Genomic DNA, 23,218 nt, shown 5'->3' with positions numbered 1-23,218 from the left:
TACGACTCGCCGGACCGGGACGCTCCGTGTAATTCTAATGTTTCAGGCCATTTCGGAAGCGGCATCCCGCGCCGACCGCGGGCCCCTGGGGGACGTGATGTCCGACGCGCACACGCACCGGAACCCGCATCAGGAGCACCCCGCGGCGACCGGGCAGGGACCGGGCCCCCGCGGGGTCGCGTGGCTGGTCTGCGGCCGCCGCACCAAGTGGCTGGTGCTGGTCCTCTGGCTGATCGTGGTCGCGGTCGCCTTTCCGCTCGCCTCGAAGCTCACCGACGCCCAGGACAACGACGCGACCTCGTGGCTGCCCGGCAGCGCCGAGTCCACCCAAGTCTTCGACTCCGCCAAGGCGTTCAGGCCCGAAGAGGTCCCGGCGATCGTCGTCTACGCGCGCGAGGGCGGCCTCACCGCCGCCGACCGGCAGAAGATCGACGCCGACGCGACGGCGATGCGCGCGCTGAGCGCGGACGGCATCCAGGGCGCCCGCGTCCGGGGCCCGCTGTTCGACCCGGCGAACACGGCCGCGCAGATCCTCGTGCCGATCAAGATGGACAAGAACGGCTGGAACCACATCGCGGACGCGGTCGACAGGCTGCGCGACCGGTCCGGCGCCTCGCGCGGCGGGCTCCAGACGCACATCACCGGCCCCGGCGGCACCTCGGCCGACTTCGCCAAGGCGTTCTCCGGCATCGACTCGACCCTGCTGTTCTCGGCGCTCGCGGTGGTCGTGGTGATGCTGCTGATCACGTACCGCAGTCCCACGCTGCTCCTGGTGCCGGTGGTCTCCGTGGTCTGGGCGCTGGCCGCCGCGCAGGCGGTGATCTATCTGCTGGCCCGGCACGCGGGCCTGACCGTGAACGGACAGAGCGCGGGCATCCTCACCGTGCTGGTCTTCGGCGCGGGCACGGACTACGCCCTGCTGCTCGTCTCCCGCTACCGCGAGGAGCTGCGCCGGCACGAGGACCGCCACGAGGCGATGGCGCGCGCCCTGCACCGGGCCGGGCCCGCGGTGCTCGCCAGCGGCGCCACAGTCATCCTCGGCATGCTGGTGCTGCTGGTGGCCGAGATGAACTCCACCAAGGGCCTCGGTCCGGTCGCGGCCATCGGCGTCGCGGTCGCCCTGCTCGCCATGCTCACCCTGTTCCCGGCGCTCCTGGTGATCTTCGGCCGGTGGATCTTCTGGCCGGCCAGACCCGTCTTCGGTTCCCCCGACCCCACCGCGCGGGGGGTGTGGGCGCACACCGGCCGCCGTATCGCCACCCGCCCCCGTGCGGTCTGGGTGACGACCGCCGTGGTGCTCGCGGCGCTCTCGTTCGGGCTGTTCCAGCTGAAGGCGGATGGTCTGAGCAACGCGGACGCGTTCACCGGGAGGCCGGACTCGATCGTCGGCGCCGAGGTGCAGGCGAAGCACTTCCCGGCGGGCAGCGGCGACCCCCTGGTGATCATCACGGCGGCGGACAGGGCGCCGCAGGTGCGCCGGGCCGTCGCCGCCACCGAGGGCGTGGTGCCCGCGTCGATCGGGGTGCCACCGGGCACCGCAGCCGAGCACGACGGCCGGGTCCTGCTGGAAGCCACCATGACCGCGAGCCCGGACAGCGCGGCCGCGCACGCGACCGTGGAGCGGGTGCGTGACGCCGTGCACGCGGTGCCCGGCGCCCACGCCCAGGTAGGTGGCGGCACAGCCGCGGTCCTGGACATGGAGAAGGCCACCACCCACGACAACAAGCTGGTCATCCCGCTGGTGCTGCTGGTGGTGCTGTGTGTCCTGGGGATCCTGCTGCGGGCCCTGGTCGCGCCGCTGCTGCTCATCGCGACGGTCGTGCTCTCCTTCGCGGCGGCGCTCGGCATCAGCGCGCTCGCCTTCCGCCATCTCTTCGACTACGCGGGCGAGTCCACCGACTTCCCGCTGTTCGTCTTCGTCTTCCTGGTGGCCCTGGGCATCGACTACAACATCTTCCTGTCCACCCGGATCCGCGAGGAGGCCACCCACCAGGGCACCCGGCGCGGTGTCCTCACCGCGCTGGCCGCGACCGGCGCGGTGATCACCTCGGCGGGGCTGGTGCTCGCGGGCACCTTCGCGGTGCTGGGCACCCTGCCGATGACGGCGTTCGCCGAGATCGGCTTCGCGGTGGCGCTGGGCGTCCTGCTGGACACCTTCGTCGTCCGCTCGATCCTGGTGACGTCGCTGTTCTTGGACGTGGGCCGACGGGTGTGGTGGCCGCACCGGCTCTCGCGCCCCGAGGAGCCGCGACCGGCCACCGACACCCCGAGGGCCTCCTAGGCCGTACGCCGCAGCAGCGCCAGATACATCGCGTCCGTCCCGTGCAGATGCGGCCACAGCTGTACGTCGGGGCCCTCGCCCAGGCCCGCGACCCCGGGCATCAGCGGCCGTACGTCGATCCACTCGGCCTCGACCGGAGCGCCGCCCCGGCCCTTGAGCACGTCCTCCACCACGATCCGCGTCTCGGCGAGGTGCGGCGAGCAGGTCGCGTAGCCGACCACACCGCCGACCCGGACCGCCGAGAGGGCCTCGCGCAGCAGGCCGCGCTGGAGCGGCGCGAAGCCCTCCAGGTCCTCGGGGCGGCGGCGCCAGCGGGCCTCGGGGCGGCGGCGCAGCGCGCCGAGCCCGGAGCACGGCACGTCCATCAGGACCCGGTCGAAGGAGCCCTCGCGCCACGGCGGCCGGGTGCCGTCGGCCGCGATCACCTGGTACGGGCCGGGGTTGCCGGCGAGCGCGCGCTCCACCAGCCGGGCCCGGTGGGGCTGCTTCTCGGAGGCGAGCAGCGCCGCCCCGCGCTCGGCGGCGAGCGCGCCGAGCAGCGCGGCCTTGCCGCCGGGACCCGCGCAGCCGTCCAGCCAGCGCTCGTCCCGGCCCTCGATCGGCGCGTTCGCGAGTGCGACGGCCACCAGCTGGCTGCCCTCGTCCTGCACGCCGGCCCGGGCGTCCTTCACGGCGTCGAGCGCGCCGGGCTCGCCGCCCTCGGCCATCCGTACCGCGTACGGCGACCAGCGGCCGGGCAGCGCGCCCTCCTCGCCGAGCGCCGCCATGAGCTCCTCGGTGGTGGACCGGCCGGGGCGGGCGACCAGGGTCACCTCGGGCCGCTCGTTGTCGGCCTCCAGCAGGTCCTCGATGCCCGCGCGGCCGCCGCCCAGCGCATCCCAGAGCGCCGAGACGACCCATCGCGGATGCGAATGGACGATGGCCAGATGGTCCTCGGCGTCCTCGTCGTACGGGGGCGCCACCTTCTCCAGCCAGCCGTCCAGGTCGTCCGCCGCGATCTTGCGCAGGACGGCGTTGACGAACCGGGCCCGGCCGTCGCCGAGCACCACCCGGGCGAGCTCGACGCTGGCGGAGACCGCCGCGTGGCTGGGGATGCGGGTGCCGAGCAGCTGGTGCGCGCCGAGCGCCAGCACATCGAGGACCGGCGGGTCCACCTCGCGCAGCGGCCGGTCGATACAGGCCGCGATGATCGCGTCGTAGGTGCCCTGGCGGCGCAGCGTGCCGTAGACGAGCTCGGTGGCGAGCGCCGCGTCGCGCCCGTCGAAGTTCCCGCCCTCGCGGGCCTTGCGCAGCAGCGGCGGCAGGACGAGGTTGGCGTACGCGTCCCGCTCGTCGACGGCGCGCAGCGCCTCGAAGGCGAGGATGCGGACGGGGTCCTTCTTGGGGCGGCGGTACGGCTTGCCACCGCCCTTGCCGTCGCTGCTGCGGGGACGGCCGTGCGGCTGATCGTTCACGTGGAAGGTGCTCCGCTGGTCAGATGGTGCTAACCCGACCAGCCTACGGCTGTTCGCCGCGCGCCCCCACCCGGGTCGCGCGCCCCGGCCGGCCCTCGTGCGCCCCCGTGGTCAGCCGACGTGCTCGTCCGGGGCGATGCGCACGCCCCGCGCCCAGTCCGCGCCCTTCATCGGCTTCTTGCCCTGGGGCTGGACCCAGAGCAGCTCGACGGCGTGCGAGCCGGTGCCCACGTACACGTTGTTCTTGCCCGCGGACAGCTCGCCCGGCGCCAGGTCGGTGCGGTCCGGGACCGGCACCGCCTGGACCAGCTTGAGCCGCTCGCCGCGGAAGACGGTCCAGGCGCCCGGGGCGGGCGTACAGCCGCGCACCACGCGGTCGACCCGGAGCGCCGGGGCGGACCAGTCGATCTGCGCGTCCTCGACGGTGATCTTCGGGGCGAGGGTGATCCCCTCAGCGGGCTGCGGGACGGCCTTGAGGGTGCCGTCCTCGATGCCGTCCATGGTCGCGGCGAGCAGCCCGGAACCGGCGAAGGCGAGCCGGGTCAGCAGGTCGCCGCTGGTGTCGGTGGGGCGGACGACCTCGGTCACCGTCCCGTACAGCGGGCCGGAGTCCAGGCCCCGCTCGATCTGGAACGTCGAGGCGCCGGTGATCTCGTCGCCCGCCATCAGCGCGTGCTGGACGGGGGCCGCGCCGCGCCAGGCGGGCAGCAGCGAGAAGTGCAGGTTCACCCAGCCGTGCACCGGGATGTCCAGCGCCACCTGCGGGAGCAGCGCGCCGTAGGCGACGACCGGGCAGCAGTCGGGGGCGATCTCGCGCAGCCGCGCCAGGAAGTCCTCGTCGCGCGGCTTCACCGGCTTCAGCACCTCGATGCCGGCCTCCTCGGCGCGCTGGGCGACGGGGCTGGCCACCAGCCGGCGGCCGCGTCCGGCGGGCGCGTCGGGCCGGGTCACCACGGCGGCGACCTCGTGCCGGCCGGAGGCGATCAGGGCGTCCAGGGCGGGAACGGCGACCTCGGGGGTGCCTGCGAAGACGAGCTTCACTGGGGAGTACCTCGCTTTGTAGAGAGCGACGCCCAGTCTATTGGGTGTCCTGGCCCGCCGGTTGGCCGTCCTGGCCGTACCGCCGCGCGCTGTTCGATTGCGCTGTTCGGGTTTGCGTTCGCGGTACGGGGACAGGGGCGTACGCCACCTCGCGCGCCCTGCGCATATGCCCATACGCCCCCGCAGCGTGACCACAACAGCAGGTGGCGCGTTGGTCAAGAGAGATTGACCGTACGGGCCGCGTCTGCGGCCCGATCCCTTTTCAACAACGCCGGTCCGAGAGGCTTGTTCATGGCCGACCACGCAACCCACGACGCCCAGGCACGGGCCAGTCTGCACCTGTTGGTGCGGGACATCGAGCGGGTCCGCCGGCAGGTGGACGCGCTGCGCACCCTCACCGCCCAGCTCGGCAACGTCTACCGTCCGCGCCGCTCCGGCCCGTCCACGGGCTTCGTCGTCTACGGCAGGGCGCCCGCCCCCACCGTCCGGCTCGCCCAGGAGCTGCGGGACAGCGTGGAGACCCTGGTCACCGCCGCGGTGGACTTCGACCGCTCCCTGGGCTTCTCGTGGGACGCGGTGGGTTCGGCGCTCGGGGTCACCAAGCAGGCCGTGCACCGGCGTTACGGGGCGCGGCGGGCCGCCGCGCAGACCGCCGAGGCCGAGCGCCCGGCCGAGGCGGCCGTGACGCGCACCCTGCCGGTGCCCGCCGGGATCCCCGCGGTGCCGGCCGCGCGCTCGATGCCGCCCCAGCCGACGGCGACCTCGCAGTCGCTGCGCGAGGAGGCCCGCACAACGGCGTTCCCGGGCCCACGCAACGGCTGACGGCCCGCTCCTCTTCCGTGCCCTCGCCGCAGCTGGTGGTGCGCCGGGGGCACCTTTCTGGGCGGGTGTACGGGTCGGGCGCCCCGCGTTCGCGGGCCTGGCGGCTCGCGCGTGCCGGGGGCGCCGAGGCCGTCGGCGCGGCCGGTGCCGCGTAGGCCCGGTACCCGCGCTCGCCGGGGGCGGCCCCGGACCTGCGGGGCCGCAGCGCCTCGCATGAACGAGCCACGGCCCCCGCGCGTACACGGCGTGCCACCCCGGGCCGCCATCGAGGGCGCCCGCCTGCGGGGCGCCGGGGGGCACCGCCCTGGCAGCCCCTCCCCGCACCCGCGCCGCGCAGCGTTCCGTCAGCCGATCTCCGGCGGATCCACCCTGATCCGCACCGGATCGCCGCCCCCGCGCGCCAGCCGCCCCGCCTGGGCGGTCTTCAGTGCGGCGGCCAGGGCCGCGCCGCTGCCCGGGGGAACCCTCAGCAGGGCCCGCTCCCAGGTCTCCCCCACCGGCGGGTCACCGGGGCGCCGGGCCCGGCCCGGCTCGCTGGGGCGCATCAGGACCGGGCCCAGAACCTGGGCGTCGGGCGGTAGCTGAGCGTTCGTCAGGAACGTCTCCACGGCCTCCGCCCGGCCGATGACCTCGGCCATCCGGGACACCGGCGGGAAGCCCAGCTCGGCCCGCTCGGCCAGCTCGCGCAGGGCGTGGCCCACCGGGTCCCAGCGGACCAGGGCCTGGACCGGCCGCAGGGTCGGCTCGGCGACCACCACCACCGTGCCGCCCTCGTCCTGGCCGCGCACCAGCGAGGCCGCGCCGATCCAGCGCCGCAGCGCCTCCTCACCGGCCCGCAGATCGGGCCGCCCCAGCATCGCCCAGCCGTCCAGGAGCAGCGCCGCCGCGTAACCGCCCTCGGCGACCGGCTCGGCGCCGGGGGTGGAGACGACGAGCGCGGGCCGGCCGGGCACGCTGTCCAGCACATGGTCGCGCCCGGAGGTCCGCACCGGCACGGCCGGGAAGGCCCGGCCCAGCTCCTCGGCGGTCCGGCGCGCCCCCACCACCCGCGCCCTGAGCCGGACGCCGCCGCACTCCGCGCAGTGCCATTGCGGCTCGCCCCGCCCGCACCACCCGCACCGCAGGTCCCGCTCGTCCGGTGCCTCCAGGGGGCCCGAGCAGTGCCGGCACCGGGCGGGCGTACGGCACCGCTCGCAGGAGAGCCGGGGCACATAGCCCCGCCGGGGCACCTGGACCAGGACGGGGCCGCTCTTGAGCCCGTCCCGGACGGCCTGCCAGGCGAGGCTGGGCAGCCGGGCGGCCCGGGCGGCCTCGTCGCGGGCGAGCTCGCCGTCGCCGACGGTACGCACCAGCGGCGCCGCCGCCCGTACGGTGGCGCGATCCGCCACCAGCGGCGCCGCCCAGCCGCTCTCGACGAGCTGCGCGGCCTCGACCGTACAGCTCGTACTCCCCAGCAGGAACGCGCACTTGTCGTGGGTGGCGCGCAGTTCGAGGACCTCGCGGACATGGGGGAAGGGCGCGTGGTCGTCGCTGTGGCTGGAGTCGCCGTCCTCCCAGACGACCACCAGGCCGAGCTTCTCGACGGGCGCGAACATCGCGGCCCGGGTCCCGACCACGGCCCGCACCGAGCCGCGCCGCACGGCGAGCCACTGCCGGTACCGCTTCTCGGGGCCGGACTCGGCGGTGAGCAGCGCGTGCCGCCCCTCGCCGAGCAGTGCGGTGAGGGCGGCGTCGACCCGCCCGGCGCTGCGCCCGTCGGGCACCACGACCAGCGCGCCGCGCCCGCCCGCGAGCGTGGCCGCGACGGCCCGGGCGATCTCGTCGGCCCAGGACGGGCCGGGCAGCGCGGTCCACACCGCGCGCGGCGCGCTGCCCGAGGCGAGCGCCCGCAGGAACGCGCCCCCGTTCCCGTACCGCACCCAGCTCCCCGCGTCCGGCACCGGCGGCGGGGACGCGGGCTCGGGCGAGGGCTTGGCCTCGGCCCGCGCGTTCCTGGGCGGCACCGCGAGCTGGAGGACGTCCGCCAGGCTCCCCGCGTACCGGTCGGCGACCGCGCGGGCCAGGGCCAGCATCTCGGGGCTGAGCACCCGCTCCGGCGAGACGACGTCAGCGAGCGCGGCGAGGGGTCCCGTGTAGTCGGACGCGGCGAGCCGCTCGACCAGGAACCCGTCGATCAGGCCGCCGCCCTCCCGGCGCCCGCCCTGGACATTGCGCGCCCCGGCCCCGAACCGCACCCGCACCCGCACGCCCGGCTGCGCGTCCGCGTCCAGCTCCTCCGGCACGGCGTAGTCGAAGTACCGGTCGAGGTGGACGCCACCTTTGTCCACCACGACCCGCGCCACGGGCAGCCCCTTGGCCAGCGCGGCCCCCCGCCAGGTCCGCGGCTTGGCCTTGGGCACCTTGGCCTTCCGCACGGTCTCCCGAATCAGCGCGAGCTGCTCGCCCCCCTCGGCACCCCCGCCCGACTTCTCGTTCTCGCTGCTCACAGCCAAATTCCTACCAGACGGGACTGACAGCGGCGCGGGCCAGGACGCACGGCGGCCCCGGACCGCAGAGGTCCGGGGCCGTCGGGAAGCCGGGTCGGTTACAGACCCGCCGCCGCCCGCAGCGCGTCCACCCGGTCCGTGCGCTCCCACGTGAAGTCGGGGAGTTCGCGGCCGAAGTGGCCGTACGCGGCGGTCTGGGCGTAGATCGGGCGGAGCAGGTCGAGGTCGCGGATGATCGCGGCCGGGCGGAGGTCGAAGACCTCGGCGATGGCGTGCTCGATCTTGTCCGTGTCGATCGTGGCGGTGCCGAAGGTCTCGACGAAGAGGCCGACCGGCTCGGCCTTGCCGATCGCGTACGCGACCTGGACCTCGCAGCGGGCCGCGAGGCCGGCGGCGACGACGTTCTTGGCCACCCAGCGCATCGCGTACGCGGCGGAGCGGTCGACCTTGGACGGGTCCTTGCCCGAGAAGGCGCCGCCGCCGTGGCGGGCCATGCCGCCGTAGGTGTCGATGATGATCTTGCGGCCGGTGAGGCCGGCGTCGCCCATCGGGCCGCCGATCTCGAAGCGGCCGGTCGGGTTGACCAGCAGGCGGTAGCCGTCGGTGTCCAGCTTGATGCCGTCCTCGACGAGCTGCTTGAGCACGTGCTCGACGACGAACTCGCGGATGTCCGGCGCGAGCAGCGAGTCCAGGTCGATGTCGGACGCGTGCTGCGAGGAGACGACGACCGTGTCGAGGCGGACGGCCTTGTCGCCGTCGTACTCGATGGTGACCTGGGTCTTGCCGTCGGGGCGCAGGTAGGGGATGGTCCCGTTCTTGCGCACCTCGGACAGGCGCCGCGAGAGGCGGTGCGCCAGGTGGATCGGGAGCGGCATCAGCTCGGGCGTCTCGTCGCACGCGTAGCCGAACATCAGGCCCTGGTCGCCGGCGCCCTGCTTGTCGAGCTCGTCCTCGTCGCCCTCGACCCGCTTCTCGTACGCGGTGTCGACGCCCTGCGCGATGTCCGGGGACTGCGCGCCGATGGAGACCGAGACGCCGCAGGAGGCGCCGTCGAAGCCCTTCTTGGACGAGTCGTACCCGATCTCCAGGATCTTGTCCCGGACGAGCTGGGCGATCGGCGCATACGCCTTGGTCGTGACCTCGCCCGCGACGTGGACCAGACCCGTGGTGATCAGGGTCTCCACGGCGACACGGGACGTCGGGTCCTCGCGCAGGAGCGCGTCGAGGATCGTGTCGCTGATCTGGTCAGCGATCTTGTCGGGGTGACCCTCGGTCACGGACTCCGAGGTGAACAGACGACGGGACACAACGCTCCCTGGGGTTGCAGCGGCTGCTGGCTGATCATGGGTGGGACGGGCCGGGGGCTGCGCCCGGCGTCGTTCCACCACCAGTTTATCGGTCGGCACCGGTCACCGGGCCACTTGTCTCGCACATTGAAAGCTCTGTGACCTGCGACACCGCATTCTGCGGTACGAAGATCTGGCTCCACCAGAGGCTTGTGGACCGGAATTTGGCGGGTTTGAAGCCGCCGTCGGAGCGAACGTGAATTTATGCGAAACGCGGAACGACGAGATCCCACACCACGTCCGCGAGTGCTTCCTTGGGCCCGTACGGAACCGGCGTCTCGGCTCCGTCGGCGGCCAGCACGACCGCCTCGTTCTCCTCCGAGCCGAAGGTCTTGCGCTCCCCCACCTCATTGACGACCAGCAGGTCACAGCCCTTTCGCCGCAACTTCTGACGGCCGTTGGCGAGGACGTCGTCGGTCTCGGCGGCGAACCCGACGACCACCTGGCCCGGGCGCGGCCGGTCGGCGGAGAGCTCGGCGAGGATGTCGGGATTGCGGACCAGCGCGAGCGGCGCGGGCTCCTGGCCGTCCTTCTTCTTGATCTTTCCGGCGGCGTACGACTCCGGCCGGAAATCGGCGACGGCGGCCGCCATGACCACCGCGTCCGCCTCGGAGGCGGCCTTCAGAACGGCCTCCCGCAGTTGCACAGCGGTACCCACCCGGACCACGTCCACCCCGGCCGGGTCGGGCAGCCCGGTGTTGGCCTCGATCAGGGTGACCCGGGCCCCGCGGGCCACGGCGGTGCGCGCCAGGGCGTACCCCTGCTTCCCGGAGGAACGGTTCCCCAGATAGCGGACCGGGTCCAGCGGCTCGCGCGTGCCGCCCGCGCTGACCACCACGTGGCGGCCCTGGAGATCCCGCTCGGCGGTGCCCCGCGCGAGCACCCGGCGGCAGACCTCGAAGATCTCGGCGGGGTCGGGCAGCCGCCCCTTGCCCGTGTCGACGCCGGTCAGACGGCCGACCGCGGGCTCGATGACGACCGCGCCGCGGCGGCGCAGGGTGGCCACGTTCTCCTGGGTGGCGGGGTGCTCCCACATCTCGGTGTGCATCGCGGGGGCGAAGACCACCGGACATCGCGCGGTGAGCAGGGTGTTGGTGAGCAGGTCGTCGGCGAGGCCGTGGGCCGCCTTGGCGAGCATGTCGGCGGTGGCGGGGGCCACCACCACGAGGTCGGCCTGCTGGCCGATGCGCACATGCGGCACCTCGTGGACGTCGTTCCAGACCTCGGTGGAGACCGGGTGCCCGGAGAGCGCGGACCAGGTGGCCGCGCCCACGAAGTGCAGCGCGGACGCGGTCGGCACCACACGGGTGTCGTGCCCGGACTCGGTCAGCCTGCGCAGCAGCTCACACGCCTTGTAGGCGGCGATCCCGCCGCTGACCCCCAGAACGACCTTCGGCCTGTCCACCGCGTCTCCCCGCATTCGGATACGTACTCCCCTATGACACACCACAGGCCCGGCAGTCGCTCTGCCGGGCCTGTGGTCACACGAACGGAGGCCTTACTGGGCCGGGCCCTCGATGGCCTCGGAGGTCAGCAGACCCGCGTTGATCTCGCGAAGCGCGATGGAGAGCGGCTTCTCGTGGACGTGGGTGTCCACCAGCGGGCCGACGTACTCCAGCAGGCCCTCACCGAGCTGCGAGTAGTACGCGTTGATCTGGCGGGCGCGCTTGGCCGCGTAGATCACGAGGCTGTACTTCGAGTCGGTCGCTTCGAGCAGCTCATCAATCGGCGGGTTGATGATGCCCTCGGGCGTGGTGATGGAAGAGGACACGTCTGCCTTCCGAAGGGGGATAAAGATCAAGCAACTTTCATCAAGGCTAGCAGCTCGCGTGCTACGTCCTCGACGGAGGTGTTGACCAGGGTCGTATCGAACTCCGCCTCGGCGGCCAGTTCGATCTTCGCGGCGGCGAGCCGGCGCTCGATGACCTCGGGCGCCTCGGTGCCGCGGCCGGTGAGCCGGCGGACCAGCTCGTCCCAGCTCGGCGGGGCCAGGAAGACCAGCTGGGCCTCCGGCATCGACTCGCGGACCAGCCGGGCGCCCTGGAGGTCGATCTCCAGGAGGACCGGCTCACCGGCCTCCAGGCGGTCCAGGACGGCGCGGCGCGGCGTGCCGTAGCGGTTGCCCGCGAACTCGGCCCACTCCAGCAGTTCGCCATTGGCGACCAGCTTGTCGAACTCCTCGTCGTCCACGAAGAAGTAGTGGACGCCGTGGCGTTCGCCGGGGCGCGGCTTGCGGGTCGTCGCCGACACCGAGAGCCAGACCTCGGGGTGGACCTTGCGCATATGAGCGACGACCGTGCTCTTGCCGACCCCGGAGGGGCCGGAGAGCACGGTCAGCCGCGGACGTGCGTCCGGGGGTACGGGGGATGACCCCCGGGGTGAAGCTGCCATGCACCGATTATTCCAGCTTCCCGGGGGTGCCCGGGACGTCAGGCCCCGGAGCCGCCGAACTCGCGCTCCAGGGATGCGATCTGGTTGGAGCCGAGACCCCGCACTCGGCGGCTCTCGGAGATCCCCAGCCGCTCCATGATCTGCTTGGCCCGGACCTTGCCCACGCCGGGCAGGGACTCAAGGAGGGCGGAGACCTTCATCTTGCCGATGACGTCGTTCTCCTGGCCCTGCTTGATGACCTCGTGGAGGGAGGCGCCGGAGTGCTTGAGTCGATTCTTGACCTCGGCCCGCTCCCGGCGAGCCGCGGCGGCCTTTTCGAGCGCGGCTGCGCGCTGTTCAGGGGTAAGGGGCGGAAGAGCCACGCCTACGTCACCTCGGATGTCGAACTGTCGGATACGGACCGGTGAGGAACCTAGTCGCCCCACACCAGGCGAGCAACGAGCGACGCACAATGCCCGTTCGCTCGTCTCTGCTCTCGTCGGAGACTAGCGGCCTAGACCGCTCCAGTCAGCGAGAACAGACGAAAAGTCCTGGTCAGCCTCTGCCGACCAGGACATTCGCGACATAACACCCCGGTTTTGGGTAAGGAATGCGTCAACTTCCTCGCGAGGGACTCCCGGGAAATACCCGCGGCCGACTAGGCCGAGGCCACCGCCGTACGGATCTCGTCCGCGAAACGGGTCGCGGAATCACGCAGTCCGGTCAGATCGGGACCGTGACGCAGAACACCCCGGCTCACATTGGGGACCACGTTGCGCACGGCCGCGCCGAACACCGCGGGCAGATCCGCGGCCGTCGCGCCCTGCGCCCCGATGCCCGGGGCGAGCAGCGGGCCGTTGATGTCGAGGTCGAAGGCCGACAGATCGCCGAGCGTGGCACCGACCACGGCGCCGAAGGAGCCCATCGGGGCCGCGTCCGCGTTCTCGTCCGCCAGGTGCGCCAGCATGGTCGCGCCGATCGTGCGGCCGTCCTCGCGCACCGCGCGCTGCACCTCCGCGCCCTCCGGGTTGGAGGTCAGGGCGAGCACGAAGAGACCTGCGCCGCTCTCACGGGCCAGCTCGACGGCGGGCTTGAGGGAGCCGTAGCCGAGGTAGGGCGAGACGGTGAGCGCGTCGGAGAACAGCGGCGCGTCCTTGTGCAGGAAGGTCTCGGCGTACGCGGCCATGGTGGAGCCGATGTCGCCGCGCTTGGCGTCCATCAGGACCAGCGTGCCGGCCGCGCGGGCGTCCGCGACGGTCCGCTCCAGGACCGCGATGCCGCGCGAGCCGAAGCGCTCGAAGAACGCCGCCTGCGGCTTGAAGACGGCCACCCGCTCGGCCAGCGCCTCCACGACCGAGCGGGAGAACCGCTCCACGCCCGCGACGTCGTCGTTCAGGCCCCAGTCCGCGAGCAGCGAGGCGTGCGGGTCGATGCCGACGCAGAGCGGCCCGCGCTCGTCCATGGCGTGGCGCAGTCGGGCGCCGAAGGGAAGCGTCACTGGGTGGCCTTTCGGGTCTCGGCGCCGACGGCCTCGGCGAGGGTGGCGTACGGGGAGGCGGCGAGCCGGGCCGCGAGGCCCTTGTGGATCGCGCGGGCGTAGCACGGGCCCTCGTAGATGAAGGCGCTGTAGCCCTGGACCAGGGTGGCCCCGGCCAGGATCCGCTGCCAGGCGTCCTCGGCCGTCTCGATGCCGCCGACGCCCACCAGGGTGAGGGAGTCGCCCACGCGCGCGTAGAGGCGGCTCAGGACCTCCAGGGAGCGCTCCTTGAGGGGGGCGCCGGAGAGGCCGCCGGTCTCCTTGACCAGCGCCGGGTCCGACTTCAGGCCGAGGCCCTCGCGCGCGATGGTGGTGTTGGTGGCGATGATGCCGTCCAGGCCGAGCTCTACGGCGAGGTCGGCGACGGCGTCGACGTCCTCGTCCGCGAGGTCCGGGGCGATCTTGACGAGCAGCGGCACCCGCCGGGAGGTCACCGTGCGGTCGGCGGCCTCGCGCACCGCGGTGAGCAGCGGCCGCAGCGACTCGGTCGCCTGGAGGTTGCGCAGCCCGGGGGTGTTCGGCGAGGACACGTTGACCACGAGGTAGTCGGCGTGCGCGGCGAGCCGCTCGGTCGACTTCACGTAGTCGGCGGCGGCGTCCGCCTCGGCGACGACCTTGGTCTTGCCGATGTTGACGCCGACGGTCGTACGGAAGACGGCCTTGCGGGCCGCCAGGCGCTCGGCGACGGCGGCCGAGCCCTCGTTGTTGAAGCCCATGCGGTTGATCAGCGCGCGGTCCTGGACCAGCCGGAACAGCCGCTTCTTGGGGTTGCCGGGCTGGGCCTCGCCGGTGACCGTGCCGATCTCGATGTGGTCGAAGCCGAGCATCGACATGCCGTCGATGGCCACGGCGTTCTTGTCGAAGCCCGCGGCGAGGCCGAACGGGCCGTGCATCCGCAGGCCGAAGGCCTCGGTGCGCAGCTCCTCGTAGCGGGGCGCGAGGGCCGCCGCGACGAAGGTGCGCAGCACGGGGACGCGGGCGGCGAGGCGGATCCAGCGGAAGGCCAGGTAGTGGGCCTGCTCCGGGTCCATGCGCTTGAAGACCAGGTGGAAGAAGAGCTTGTACATGTCGGAGTCCTCATGCGGAGGGGGACACCGGATTCCGGTGTCCCCCTCGGGCGTTTGCTAGTCGCGGGCCGCGGTCAGGTGTTCCGCGTGTTCCTGGAGCGAACGGACGCCCACGTCGCCGTGGTTGAGCGCGTCGATGCCCTGTACGGCGGCCGCCAGGGCCTGGACCGTGGTCAGGCAGGGGACGCTGCGCGCCACCGCCGCCGTACGGATCTCGTAGCCGTCGAGGCGGCCGCCGGTGCCGTACGGGGTGTTGACGATGAGGTCGACCTGGCCGTCGTGGATGAGCTGGACGATGGTCTTCTCACCGTTCGGGCCCTCGCCCTCGGACTGCTTGCGCACGACGGTGGCGTTGATGCCGTTGCGCTTGAGGACCTCGGCGGTGCCGGAGGTGGCGAGGAGTTCGAAGCCGTGGGCGACGAGCTCGCGGGCCGGGAAGATCATCGAGCGCTTGTCGCGGTTGGCGACCGAGATGAACGCCCGTCCCTTGGTCGGCAGCGGGCCGTAGGCACCGGCCTGCGACTTGGCGTAGGCGGTGCCGAAGACCGAGTCGATGCCCATGACCTCGCCGGTGGAGCGCATCTCCGGGCCCAGCACGGTGTCGACGCCGCGGCCGTGGATGTCGCGGAAGCGCGACCACGGCATCACGGCCTCCTTGACGGAGATCGGCGCGTCCAGCGGCAGCGTGCCGCCGTCACCGTTCCTCGGCAGCAGGCCCTCCTCGCGCAGCTCGGCGACGGTGGCGCCCAGCGAGATACGGGCGGCCGCCTTGGCGAGCGGCACCGCGGTCGCCTTCGAGGTGAAGGGGACGGTACGCGAGGCGCGCGGGTTGGCCTCCAGGACGTAGAGGATGTCACCCGCCATCGCGAACTGGATGTTGATCAGGCCGCGCACCCCGACGCCCTTGGCGATGGCCTCGGTGGAGGCGCGCAGACGCTTGATGTCGAAGCCGCCGAGCGTGATCGGGGGCAGCGCGCACGCCGAGTCGCCGGAGTGGATGCCGGCCTCCTCGATGTGCTCCATGACACCGCCGAGGTAGAGCTCGGTGCCGTCGTAGAGCGCGTCCACGTCGATCTCGATGGCGTCGTCGAGGAAGCGGTCGACCAGGACCGGACGGGTCGGGGAGATCTCGGTGGACTCCGCGATGTACGACTGGAGGCGGGCCTCGTCGTAGACGATCTCCATCCCGCGCCCGCCCAGCACGTACGAGGGGCGCACCAGGACCGGATAGCCGATCTCGTCCGCGATCGCCTTCGCACCCGCGAAGGTGGTGGCGGTGCCGTGCTTGGGCGCGGGCAGCCCGGCCTCGGCGAGCACCTGGCCGAAGGCGCCGCGGTCCTCGGCGGCGTGAATGGCCTCCGGCGGGGTGCCGACGACCGGGACGCCGTTGTCCTTGAGCGCCTGCGACAGACCCAGCGGGGTCTGACCGCCGAGCTGCACCACCACACCGGCCACCGGACCGGCCAGCGTCTCGGCGTGGACGATCTCCAGTACGTCTTCGAGCGTGAGCGGCTCGAAGTAGAGGCGGTCGGAGGTGTCGTAGTCGGTGGAGACGGTCTCCGGGTTGCAGTTGACCATCACCGTCTCGTAGCCCGCGTCGCTCAGCGCGAAGGAGGCGTGGACACAGGAGTAGTCGAACTCGATGCCCTGGCCGATACGGTTCGGACCCGATCCCAGGATGATCACCGCGGGCTTCTCGCGCGGCGCGACCTCCGACTCCTCGTCGTAGGAGGAGTAGAAGTACGGGGTCTTCGCGGCGAACTCGGCCGCGCAGGTGTCGACCGTCTTGTAGACCGGGCGCACGCCGAGCGCGTGCCGCACCTCGCGCACCACGTCCTCGCGCAGGCCCCGGATCCCGGCGATCTGGGCGTCCGAGAAGCCGTGCCGCTTGGCCTCGGCGAGCAGCTGGGGCTCCAGCTTGTCGGCGGCGGCGAGCTCGTCCGCGATCTCCTTGATCAGGAAGAGCTGGTCCACGAACCACGGGTCGATCCTGGTGGCGTCGAAGACCTCCTCGGGCGTGGCGCCCGCGCGGATGGCCTGCATGACCGTGTTGATCCGGCCGTCGGTCGGGCGCACCGCCTCGCGCAGCAGCACGTCCTTGTCGCCGGGCTCGCCCACGAAGGTGAACTGCGAGCCCTTCTTCTCCAGCGAGCGCAGCGCCTTCTGGAGGGCCTCGGTGAAGTTGCGGCCGATCGCCATGGCCTCGCCGACCGACTTCATGGTGGTCGTCAGCGTGGAGTCGGCGGAGGGGAACTTCTCGAAGGCGAACCGGGGGGCCTTCACCACCACGTAGTCGAGGGTCGGCTCGAAGGAGGCCGGCGTCTTCTCGGTGATGTCGTTGGGGACCTCGTCCAGCGTGTAGCCGATGGCCAGCTTCGCGGCGATCTTCGCGATCGGGAAGCCGGTGGCCTTCGACGCCAGCGCGGAGGAGCGGGAGACCCGCGGGTTCATCTCGATGACGATCACCCGGCCGTCGTCCGGGTCGATCGCGAACTGGATGTTGCAGCCGCCGGTGTCCACCCCGACCTCGCGGATGATCGCGATGCCGATGTCCCGCAGGCGCTGGTACTCGCGGTCGGTCAGCGTCATCGCCGGGGCCACCGTGATCGAGTCACCGGTGTGCACACCCATCGGGTCGAAGTTCTCGATGGAGCAGACGACCACGACGTTGTCGTTCTTGTCGCGCATCAGCTCCAGCTCGTACTCCTTCCAGCCCAGGATGGACTCCTCCAGGAGCACCTCGGTGGTCGGCGAGAGGGTGAGGCCCTGCCCCGCGATACGGCGCAGCTCCTCCTCGTCGTGCGCGAAGCCGGAACCGGCGCCGCCCATCGTGAACGAGGGGCGCACCACGACGGGGTAGCCGCCCAGCGTGTCGACACCCTTGAGGACGTCGTCCATGGAGTGGCAGATCACCGAGCGGGCGGACTCGCCGTACCCGATCTTGGCCTTGACGGCCTCCACCACGCCCTTGAACAGGTCGCGGTCCTCGCCCTTGTTGATCGCCTCGACGTTGGCGCCGATCAGCTCGACGCCGTACTTCTCCAGCACACCCTGCTCGTGCATGGAGATCGCGGTGTTGAGCGCGGTCTGCCCGCCCAGGGTGGGCAGCAGCGCGTCCGGGCGCTCCTTGGCGATGATCTTCTCGACGAACTCCGGGGTGATCGGCTCGACGTACGTGGCGTCGGCGATCTCCGGGTCGGTCATGATCGTGGCCGGGTTGGAGTTGACCAGGATGACCCGCAGGCCCTCGGCCTTCAGGACACGGCAGGCCTGGGTGCCGGAGTAGTCGAACTCCGCGGCCTGGCCGATGACGATCGGGCCGGAGCCGATGACCAGGACGGACTGGATATCGGTGCGCTTAGGCACGCTGGCCCTCCATGAGCTGGACGAAGCGGTCGAAGAGGTAGGCGGCGTCGTGCGGACCCGCGGCGGCTTCGGGGTGGTACTGGACGCTGAAGGCCGGCTGGTCGAGCAGCTGGAGGCCCTCCACCACGTCGTCGTTGAGGCAGACGTGGGAGACCTCGGCGCGGCCGAAGGGGGTGTCGGAGACCCTGTCGAGGGGGGCGTCGACGGCGAATCCGTGGTTGTGCGCGGTGACCTCGACCTTGCCGGTCGTACGGTCCTGCACGGGCTGGTTGATGCCGCGGTGGCCGTACTTCAGCTTGTACGTGCCGAAGCCGAGCGCGCGGCCCAGGATCTGGTTGCCGAAGCAGATGCCGAACAGCGGGGTCTTGCGCTCCAGGACGCTCTTCATCACGGAGACCGGGCCGTCGGCGGTGGACGGGTCGCCGGGGCCGTTGGAGAAGAAGACGCCGTCGGGGTCGACCGCGTAGACGTCCTCGGCCGTGGCGGTCGCGGGCAGCACATGCACCTCGATGCCGCGCTCGGCCATCCGGTGCGGGGTCATGCCCTTGATGCCGAGGTCGACGGCGGCCACGGTGAACTTCTTCTCACCGATCGCGGGGACGACGTACGCCTCCTTGGTGGCGACCTCGGCGGACAGGTCGGCGCCCGACATCTCGGGGGCCTGGCGGACCTCGGCGAGCATGGTGCCCGCGTCGGGCAGCGCGTTGCCGGAGAAGATGCCGACGCGCATCGCGCCGCGCTCGCGCAGATGGCGGGTGAGCGCGCGGGTGTCGATGCCGGAGATACCGACGACGCCCTGCTCGCGCAGCTCCTCGTCGAGGGAGCGCTTCGCGCGCCAGTTGGAGGACACGCGTGCGGGGTCGCGCACGACGTAGCCGGCGACCCAGATCCGCTGGGACTCGGGGTCCTCGTCGTTGACGCCCGTGTTGCCGACGTGCGGCGCGGTCATCACGACGACCTGGCGGTGGTACGACGGGTCGGTGAGGGTCTCCTGGTAGCCGGTCATACCGGTGGAGAACACGGCCTCGCCGAAGGTCACCCCCACGGCCCCGTAGGCGCGGCCGTGGAACGTACGGCCGTCCTCCAGGACGAGTACTGCGGGAGCCTTGGCTCCTCTGGTGGAGGTCGTCATCGTGCGGCGCCTTCCGTCGTGGTGGTGGGGTGGTTCATGGAGTTGATGGCCTCGATCCAGGCGGCGTGCTCGGACGCCCGGTCGGAGCGGAAGCCGGAGTCGATCAGCTTGTCGCCGTGGGCCCAGGTGACGACCAGCAGGCCGCCCTCCGGGAGCACCTTTCCGGCGAGGGCCTTCTCGGACCGGGCCTCGCGCAGTGCGGCGGCCGGGATGAAGAAGTCGTCCGCCCCGGGGCGTACGACGTTCACTCCCTCGGCCGTCAGGGTGAGCTCGGCCTTGCTGCGCACACCCAGACCGTGCGCGACGATCCGGTCGAGCCACTGCCCGGCGGTGGTGGAGCCGTGGTAGCGGCCGCTCATGCTCAGTGTCGCCGGGCCGGTCGCCTTGGGCACGGCGGGCAGCTCGGGCAGGTCCGACTGGAGGGTGCCGCGCCACTTCCAGCCCTGGCGCATCAGCCAGTAGACGAACCCGACGAAGATCAGCACGCCGACGACCCAGGCGATCCGGGCCCCCCAGTGCGTCACTTCGGCCGACTTCTGCTCGGCGGCCAGTGCCGCCCCGCCGAGATCGATGAGTGCAGGTGTCATGCCAGCTTCCCGTCCGCGACCGTCGCCCTGCCCCGCAGGAAGGTGTGGGTGACGCGACCCGGCAGCTCGCGGCCCTCGTAGGGGGTGTTGCGGCTGCGGGAGGCGAAGCCCGCGGGGTTCACGGGACCACGGTATGCCGGATCCACCAGCGTCAGGTTGGCGGGCTCGCCTGCCGAGACGGGGCGGCCGTGGTCGTCGGCGCCGCCGATCCGCGCGGGCTTGAACGACATCCGCTCGGCGACGTCCGCCCAGTTCATCAGGCCGGAGTCGACCATGGTGTGCTGGACGACGGAGAGCGCGGTCTCCAGGCCCACCATGCCCATGGCGGCCGCGGCCCACTCGCAGTCCTTGTCCTCGTGCGGGTGCGGGGCGTGGTCGGTGGCGACGATGTCGATCGTGCCGTCCGCCAGCGCCTCGCGCAGCGCCAGCACGTCGGCCTCGGTGCGCAGCGGCGGGTTCACCTTGTAGACCGGGTTGTACGAGCGGACCAGCTCGTCGGTGAGGAGCAGGTGGTGCGGGGTGACCTCGGCGGTCACGTCGATGCCGCGCGACTTGGCCCAGCGGACGATCTCGACCGAGCCGGCCGTGGAGAGGTGGCAGATGTGCACCCGGGAGCCGACGTGCTCGGCGAGCAGCACATCGCGCGCGATGATCGACTCCTCGGCGACGGCGGGCCAGCCGCCGAGGCCCAGCTCCGCGGAGACGACGCCCTCGTTCATCTGGGCGCCCTCGGTCAGGCGGGGCTCCTGGGCGTGCTGGGCGACGACGCCGCCGAAGGCCTTCACGTACTCCAGGGCGCGGCGCATGATCACCGCGTCGTCGACGCACTTGCCGTCGTCGGAGAAGACGGTGACGCCCGCGGCCGAGTCGTGCATCGCGCCGAGCTCGGCGAGCTGCTTGCCCTCCAGGCCGACGGTGACGGCGCCGATGGGCTGCACGTCGCAGTAGCCGTGCTCGCGGCCGAGCCGCCAGACCTGCTCGACGACGCCTGCGGTGTCGGCCACCGGGAAGGTGTTGGCCATGGCGAACACCGAGGTGTAGCCGCCGCGGGCGGCGGCCTGGGTGCCGGTGAGGACCGTCTCGGAGTCCTCGCGGCCCGGCTCGCGCAGATGGGTGTGCAGGTCGACCAGGCCGGGGAGCAGGATCTGCCCGTCGGCCTCGATCACCCGGGCGCCCTCGGCGGAGAGCCCGGCGGCGACGGCCGCGATCGTCTCGCCGTCGATCAGGACGTCCTGGACCTCGCCGCCCAGCACCTTCGCACCACGGATGAGGATCTTGCTCATGATTACTTGGTCTCCGAATCGACGGGGCGGGCGTGGCTGACGGCGGGCTCGTTGCCGCCCAGAAGCAGATAGAGGACCGCCATACGGGTGTGGACGCCGTTGGCGACCTGCTCGACGACGGTGCAGCGGTCGGAGTCGGCGACCTCGGCGGTGATCTCCATGCCCCGGACCATCGGGCCGGGGTGCATCACGATGCCGTGCTCGGGCATCCTCGCCATCCGCTCGCCGTCCAGGCCGTACCGCCGCGAGTACTCGCGCTCGGTCGGGAAGAAGGCGGCGTTCATCCGCTCGCGCTGCACACGCAGCATCATCACCGCGTCCGACTTCGGCAGCACGCTGTCGAGGTCGTAGGAGACGTCGCAGGTCCAGTGGTCGACGCCGACCGGCAGCAGGGTGGGCGGGGCCACCAGGGTGACCTCGGCGCCCAGCGTGTGCAGCAGGTCGACGTTGGAGCGGGCCACCCGGCTGTGCAGCACGTCGCCCACCAGGGTGATGCGCTTGCCGGCCAGGTCCTGGCCCAGGCCCGCGTCCTTGCCGACCAGCCGGCGGCGCATGGTGAAGGCGTCGAGCAGGGCCTGGGTGGGGTGCTGGTGGGTGCCGTCACCGGCGTTGATGACGGCCGCGTCGATCCAGTCGGAGGTGGCGAGCCGGTAGGGCGCGCCGGAGGCGCCGTGCCGGATGACGACGGCGTCCACGCCCATGGCTTCGAGGGTCTGGGCGGTGTCCTTCAGGGACTCGCCCTTGGAGACGCTCGATCCCTTGGCGGTGAAGTTGATGACGTCCGCGGACAGCCGCTTCTCGGCGGCCTCGAAGGAGATCCGAGTGCGCGTCGAGTCCTCGAAGAAGAGGTTGACGACGGTACGGCCGCGCAGGGTGGGCAGCTTCTTGATCGGCCGGTCGGCGACCCGGGCCATCTCTTCGGCGGTGTCGAGGATGAGCACGGCGTCGTCGCGGGTGAGGTCGGCGGCCGAGATGAGGTGACGCTTCATCTGGTTTCTTCTCCAGGAGGGTGGAGGTTCGGGCGTGCGGGCGCGCGGAAGTACCGCACGGGCCGGTGCGGCCCGTGCCCCGTACGGAGGTGTACTTACTGCTCGCCGGCCGGGACGGTCCGCTTGGCACCGAGCAGCACGGCGTCGCGGCCGTCCTCCTCGGCGAGCAGGACCTTGACCGTCTCCCGCAGCGACGTCGGGAGGTTCTTGCCGACGTAGTCGGCGCGGATCGGGAGTTCGCGGTGGCCGCGGTCGACCAGGACCGCGAGCTGTACGGCGCGCGGGCGGCCGATGTCGTTCAGCGCGTCGAGCGCGGCGCGGATGGTGCGCCCGGAGAAGAGCACGTCGTCGACGAGGACGACCAGCTTGCCGTCCAGGCCGTCACCGGGGATCTCGGTGCGGGCCAGCGCGCGCGGCGGGTGCATGCGCAGGTCGTCGCGGTACATGGTGATGTCGAGGGAGCCGACCGGGACCTTGCCGGCGGTGATCTCTTCGAGCTTGTCGGCGAGCCTGCGGGCGAGGAAGACGCCACGGGTGGGAATGCCGAGGAGCACCACGTCGTCGGCGCCCTTGGCGCGTTCGACGATCTCGTGGGCGATGCGGGTCAGTACCCGCGCGATGTCGGGGCCCTCGAGAACCGGGCGCGCCGCATCGGGCTGTTGCGTGTCCATACGAAACGGACCTCCTTCTCCGCCTCACGGGACGGACCTTAAAGGACGTCGGAATTACATCGTCCACGGTACCAGGGCCTTCGGCCGTCTCCACACGGGGCCGTCACCCGTCTGGGGTGGGGGTATGGACCATTCGGCTTGACGCAGCCAAGTAACGCTGCGTAACCTCACAGTGAGTTACCAGCCACGCGGCGGAGTCCGCACGTTGCCAGCGTCCGGGGAGCTATATGTCCAGCGAATACGCAAAACAGCTCGGGGCCAAGCTCCGCGCCATCCGCACCCAGCAGGGTCTGTCCCTCCATGGTGTGGAGGAGAAGTCCCAGGGCCGCTGGAAGGCCGTCGTGGTCGGGTCGTACGAGCGCGGTGACCGCGCCGTGACCGTGCAGCGCCTTGCCGAGCTGGCCGACTTCTACGGGGTCCCGGTGCAGGAGCTGCTGCCCGGCACCACGCCCGGCGGCGCCGCCGAGCCGCCGCCGAAGCTCGTCCTCGACCTGGAGCGCCTCGCGCACGTCCCGCCGGAGAAGGCGGGCCCGCTGCAGAGGTACGCGGCGACGATCCAGTCGCAGCGCGGCGACTACAACGGCAAGGTGCTGTCGATCCGCCAGGACGACCTGCGCACCCTCGCCGTGATCTACGACCAGTCGCCCTCGGTCCTCACCGAGCAGCTGATCAGCTGGGGCGTCCTGGACGCGGACGCGCGCCGCGCGGTCGCCCACGAGGACAACTGACGCCTTCGGCGCTTCAGCAGAAACGTGCCGCCGCCGGGCCGGCCGGGACCTTCAGGGG

The 23,218-nt window shown here is 72.2% G+C and carries 19 protein-coding genes; 3 read left to right on the top strand and 16 right to left on the bottom strand.

Annotation, left to right across the window (positions count from 1 at the left end; translation table 11 throughout):
• Positions 1-97: 97 nt before the first annotated feature.
• A complete protein-coding gene (locus ABD236_RS28670) occupies positions 98-2,281 on the top strand; it encodes an MMPL family transporter (RefSeq protein WP_344078538.1) in 2,184 nt (727 codons plus the stop codon).
• Here the strand turns inward: ABD236_RS28670 and ABD236_RS28665 are convergent.
• Both ABD236_RS28665 and fmt read right to left on the bottom strand, forming a co-directional pair.
• A complete protein-coding gene (locus ABD236_RS28665) occupies positions 2,278-3,735 on the bottom strand; it encodes an RsmB/NOP family class I SAM-dependent RNA methyltransferase (RefSeq protein ID WP_344078536.1) in 1,458 nt (485 codons plus the stop codon). The two genes, ABD236_RS28670 and ABD236_RS28665, sit on opposite strands and share 4 nt — an antisense overlap.
• 111 nt (positions 3,736-3,846) lie before the next feature.
• Positions 3,847-4,776: a methionyl-tRNA formyltransferase gene (gene fmt, locus ABD236_RS28660; protein WP_344078534.1), complete on the bottom strand. Its 930-nt coding sequence runs from the start codon at positions 4,774-4,776 to the stop codon at positions 3,847-3,849.
• Positions 4,777-5,067: 291 nt separating this feature from the next.
• Here fmt and ABD236_RS28655 point away from each other — a divergent pair, with 291 nt between their 5' ends.
• The gene (locus ABD236_RS28655) at positions 5,068-5,598 is read left to right on the top strand and encodes a hypothetical protein (RefSeq protein ID WP_344078532.1); all 531 of its coding nucleotides are present in this window, start codon (positions 5,068-5,070) and stop codon (positions 5,596-5,598) included.
• A gap of 344 nt (positions 5,599-5,942) precedes the next feature.
• On the opposite strand, the gene ABD236_RS28650 is transcribed toward ABD236_RS28655, so the two are convergent.
• The 14 genes from ABD236_RS28650 to pyrR form a co-directional block, all read right to left on the bottom strand.
• Positions 5,943-8,084, bottom strand: coding sequence for a primosomal protein N' (locus tag ABD236_RS28650; protein ID WP_344078530.1), 2,142 nt, complete (start codon positions 8,082-8,084; stop codon positions 5,943-5,945).
• Between the two features lie 98 nt (positions 8,085-8,182).
• Positions 8,183-9,391, bottom strand: a complete 1,209-nt coding sequence (gene metK, locus ABD236_RS28645; RefSeq protein WP_344078528.1) for a methionine adenosyltransferase — start codon at positions 9,389-9,391, stop codon at positions 8,183-8,185.
• A 241-nt stretch (positions 9,392-9,632) separates the two neighbouring features.
• Positions 9,633-10,850, bottom strand: a complete 1,218-nt coding sequence (gene coaBC, locus ABD236_RS28640; RefSeq protein ID WP_344078526.1) for a bifunctional phosphopantothenoylcysteine decarboxylase/phosphopantothenate--cysteine ligase CoaBC — start codon at positions 10,848-10,850, stop codon at positions 9,633-9,635.
• 78 nt (positions 10,851-10,928) lie between these two features.
• Positions 10,929-11,201 (bottom strand): DNA-directed RNA polymerase subunit omega, encoded by a 273-nt coding sequence (rpoZ, locus tag ABD236_RS28635; RefSeq protein WP_003970369.1) that lies wholly within the window; start codon positions 11,199-11,201, stop codon positions 10,929-10,931.
• Between the two features lie 26 nt (positions 11,202-11,227).
• The gene (gmk, locus tag ABD236_RS28630) at positions 11,228-11,821 is read right to left on the bottom strand and encodes a guanylate kinase (RefSeq protein WP_190089523.1); all 594 of its coding nucleotides are present in this window, start codon (positions 11,819-11,821) and stop codon (positions 11,228-11,230) included.
• A gap of 38 nt (positions 11,822-11,859) precedes the next feature.
• On the bottom strand, positions 11,860-12,183 hold the full coding sequence (locus ABD236_RS28625) for an integration host factor (protein ID WP_016638838.1): 324 nt from the start codon (positions 12,181-12,183) through the stop codon (positions 11,860-11,862).
• Positions 12,184-12,458: 275 nt separating this feature from the next.
• Positions 12,459-13,298: an orotidine-5'-phosphate decarboxylase gene (pyrF, locus tag ABD236_RS28620; RefSeq protein WP_344078520.1), complete on the bottom strand. Its 840-nt coding sequence runs from the start codon at positions 13,296-13,298 to the stop codon at positions 12,459-12,461.
• Positions 13,295-14,404, bottom strand: a complete 1,110-nt coding sequence (locus ABD236_RS28615) for a quinone-dependent dihydroorotate dehydrogenase (protein ID WP_344078518.1) — start codon at positions 14,402-14,404, stop codon at positions 13,295-13,297. Before ABD236_RS28615 ends, pyrF begins: the two co-directional genes overlap by 4 nt.
• 57 nt (positions 14,405-14,461) lie before the next feature.
• A complete protein-coding gene (gene carB, locus ABD236_RS28610) occupies positions 14,462-17,770 on the bottom strand; it encodes a carbamoyl-phosphate synthase large subunit (RefSeq protein ID WP_344078515.1) in 3,309 nt (1,102 codons plus the stop codon).
• Complete coding sequence (gene carA, locus ABD236_RS28605) at positions 17,763-18,902, bottom strand: glutamine-hydrolyzing carbamoyl-phosphate synthase small subunit (RefSeq protein WP_344078513.1); 1,140 nt, start codon at positions 18,900-18,902, stop codon at positions 17,763-17,765. The genes carB and carA overlap by 8 nt, the downstream gene beginning before the upstream one ends.
• Positions 18,899-19,489, bottom strand: coding sequence for a PH-like domain-containing protein (locus ABD236_RS28600; protein ID WP_344078511.1), 591 nt, complete (start codon positions 19,487-19,489; stop codon positions 18,899-18,901). Before ABD236_RS28600 ends, carA begins: the two co-directional genes overlap by 4 nt.
• Positions 19,486-20,772, bottom strand: coding sequence for a dihydroorotase (locus tag ABD236_RS28595; protein ID WP_344078509.1), 1,287 nt, complete (start codon positions 20,770-20,772; stop codon positions 19,486-19,488). Before ABD236_RS28595 ends, ABD236_RS28600 begins: the two co-directional genes overlap by 4 nt.
• A 2-nt stretch (positions 20,773-20,774) precedes the next feature.
• Positions 20,775-21,761 (bottom strand): aspartate carbamoyltransferase catalytic subunit, encoded by a 987-nt coding sequence (locus ABD236_RS28590; protein WP_344078507.1) that lies wholly within the window; start codon positions 21,759-21,761, stop codon positions 20,775-20,777.
• A 95-nt stretch (positions 21,762-21,856) separates the two neighbouring features.
• Complete coding sequence (gene pyrR, locus ABD236_RS28585; protein ID WP_344078505.1) at positions 21,857-22,432, bottom strand: bifunctional pyr operon transcriptional regulator/uracil phosphoribosyltransferase PyrR; 576 nt, start codon at positions 22,430-22,432, stop codon at positions 21,857-21,859.
• Between the two features lie 227 nt (positions 22,433-22,659).
• Between pyrR and bldD the strand changes: the two genes are divergently transcribed.
• Positions 22,660-23,160: a transcriptional regulator BldD gene (bldD, locus tag ABD236_RS28580; protein WP_067155757.1), complete on the top strand. Its 501-nt coding sequence runs from the start codon at positions 22,660-22,662 to the stop codon at positions 23,158-23,160.
• The last annotated feature ends 58 nt before the right edge of the window (positions 23,161-23,218 follow it).

Source organism: Streptomyces crystallinus (assembly GCF_039521265.1).
Taxonomy (GTDB): domain Bacteria; phylum Actinomycetota; class Actinomycetes; order Streptomycetales; family Streptomycetaceae; genus Streptomyces; species Streptomyces crystallinus.
The sequence above is the reverse complement of the archived record's forward strand: the minus strand, read 5'-3'. Positions and strand labels throughout refer to the sequence as shown.